Annotated in this window: 2 protein-coding genes; both read left to right on the forward strand. The window is 69.7% G+C overall.

Annotated features, from left to right (window positions below):
• Positions 1–234 precede the first annotated feature (234 nt).
• Positions 235–1,392, forward strand: coding sequence for an acyl-CoA dehydrogenase family protein (locus tag GUY60_RS37250; protein ID WP_161705931.1), 1,158 nt, complete (start codon positions 235–237; stop codon positions 1,390–1,392).
• 10 nt (positions 1,393–1,402) lie between these two features.
• Positions 1,403–1,958: thiamine pyrophosphate-binding protein (locus GUY60_RS37255; protein WP_312866573.1), on the forward strand; the 556-nt coding region annotated here is incomplete at its 3' end.

The raw sequence follows: 1,958 nt of genomic DNA on the forward strand, positions 1-1,958 counted from the left end.
GACTCTCTGCGAGGAGACGGTGCCGAGTTGGGCGCAGGGCAATCCGGGCCGGCAGCCCTGCCACCCGCAGCCTCCGGGCCACACCAAGGGGAAGAAGCCCCCGAAGGACCACCCTCTGAACTGATCTGAACTGATCCGCGATTCAGTAAGCAGCAGTGTTGACGCGGACGCCGAGCCCTCCAGATACTGACTCGACATTCAGTTAAGGCAATGTCGTCGTGCCTGGAGGCACCCATGGCTGACCTGCCCACCGAGCTCGTCCCGCTCTCCCCCGAGCAGAGCGACATCATCGAGCTCACCCGCACCTTCGCCCGCGAGGAGATCAGGCCGCGGGCGCGCTCCGTGGACGAGGCCGATGTCGAGACACCCTGGGACCTGTGGCGGCGGGCGGCCGAGGTCGGGATCACCGGGTTCATGCTGCCCGAGGAGTACGGAGGCGGCGGTTTCACCGATGTGTTCACCCAGTGCCTCGTACAGGAGGAGCTGTGCGTCGGGGATCTCGGCATCGGGAATCTGCTCTGCTCCAACGGCTTCTTCGCCGACCCCGTGCTCGCGCTCGGCAGCGCCGGGCAGCGCCGTGACTGGCTGACGCCGCTGGCCGGGAAAGACACCCCGATGACGTCGCTCGCGACCACCGAGCCCGGCTCGGGTTCGGACGCCGCGTCCATCGTCACCACCGCGACGCGCACTGCGGGCGGCTATGTCCTCAACGGCCAGAAGGCGTGGATCTCCAACGCCGGTGAGGCCGAGCAGTACGTCGTGTTCGCGAAGACGGATCCGGCGCTGCGCTCGCGCGGGGTGACGGCGTTCCTGTTCCGCAAGGGCGCGGCCGGGGTGTCCTTCGGTGAGCCGATGCGGAAGATGGGGCAGCGCGCGATCGTGTGCCGCGAGATCTTCTTCACGGACGCCTTCGTGCCCGAGTCCGACCGACTCGGCCAGGAGGGCGAGGGCTTCAGCGGGCTGATGCGTACGTTCGACATCTCCCGCACCGTCCTCGGCGCGGCGGCCACCGGGGTGGCCAGGGCCGCGTACGAGTACGCGCGGGACTACGCGAAGACCCGGCAGCAGTTCGGCAAGCCGATCATCGAGCACCAGGCGGTGGCGTTCCGGCTCGCGGACATGCGCACCCGGATCGAGCAGTCCCGGCTCCTGACGTGGCGGGCCGCGAAGCGCCTCGACGCCGGGCTCGACACGACGGCCGAGGCCGCGATGGCGAAGCTCACGGCCTCGGAGACCGCGGCGTACTGCACCTGGGCCGCGGTCCAGACGCTCGGTGGCTGGGGGTACTCGCGCGAGTACCCGGTCGAGCAGTGGATGCGGGACGCCAAGCTGGAGGAGATCGAAGAGGGCACCTCGGACATCATGCGGCTCGTCATCTCGCGGAGCGTGTGAGGTGGCGGGGGTGGGTGAACTGGGCTTTCCTGTACGCGAGTTCGGGTCGGCCGGGGTCATGAGTGGTGGTGAGGTGCTTGTCCGGGCCCTGGCCGCGCACGGGGTCGACCTGGCGTTCGGGATTCCCGGTACGCACAACCTGGAGGTCTACCGGCACCTGGGCCCGTACGGCATCCGGCATGTGACGCCACGTCACGAGCAGGGTGCGGGGTACGCCGCCGACGGGTACGCCCGTGTGACGGGTCGGCCGGGGGTTGCCGTGACCACGACCGGGCCCGCGCTGCTCAACATCGCGGCGGCCGCCGGTCAGGCGTACTCCGACAGTGTGCCGCTCCTTATCGTGTCGCCGGGGATGCCGTTGCGGCACCCCCGGCAGTCGACCGGCATGCTGCACGAGATGCGCAGCCAGACGGAGGCGATGCGCGGGGTGACCGCGTTCAGCCACCGGGTGTCCACCGTCGAGGAGATCGGCTCGGCCGTCGCCCGTGCGTTCACGCTGTTCCGGTCCGAGCGGCCCCGGCCGGTCCATATCGAGGTGCCGCTCGACCTGTTGGAGGCATCAGGAC

Source organism: Streptomyces boluensis (assembly GCF_009908195.1).
GTDB lineage: Bacteria > Actinomycetota > Actinomycetes > Streptomycetales > Streptomycetaceae > Streptomyces > Streptomyces boluensis.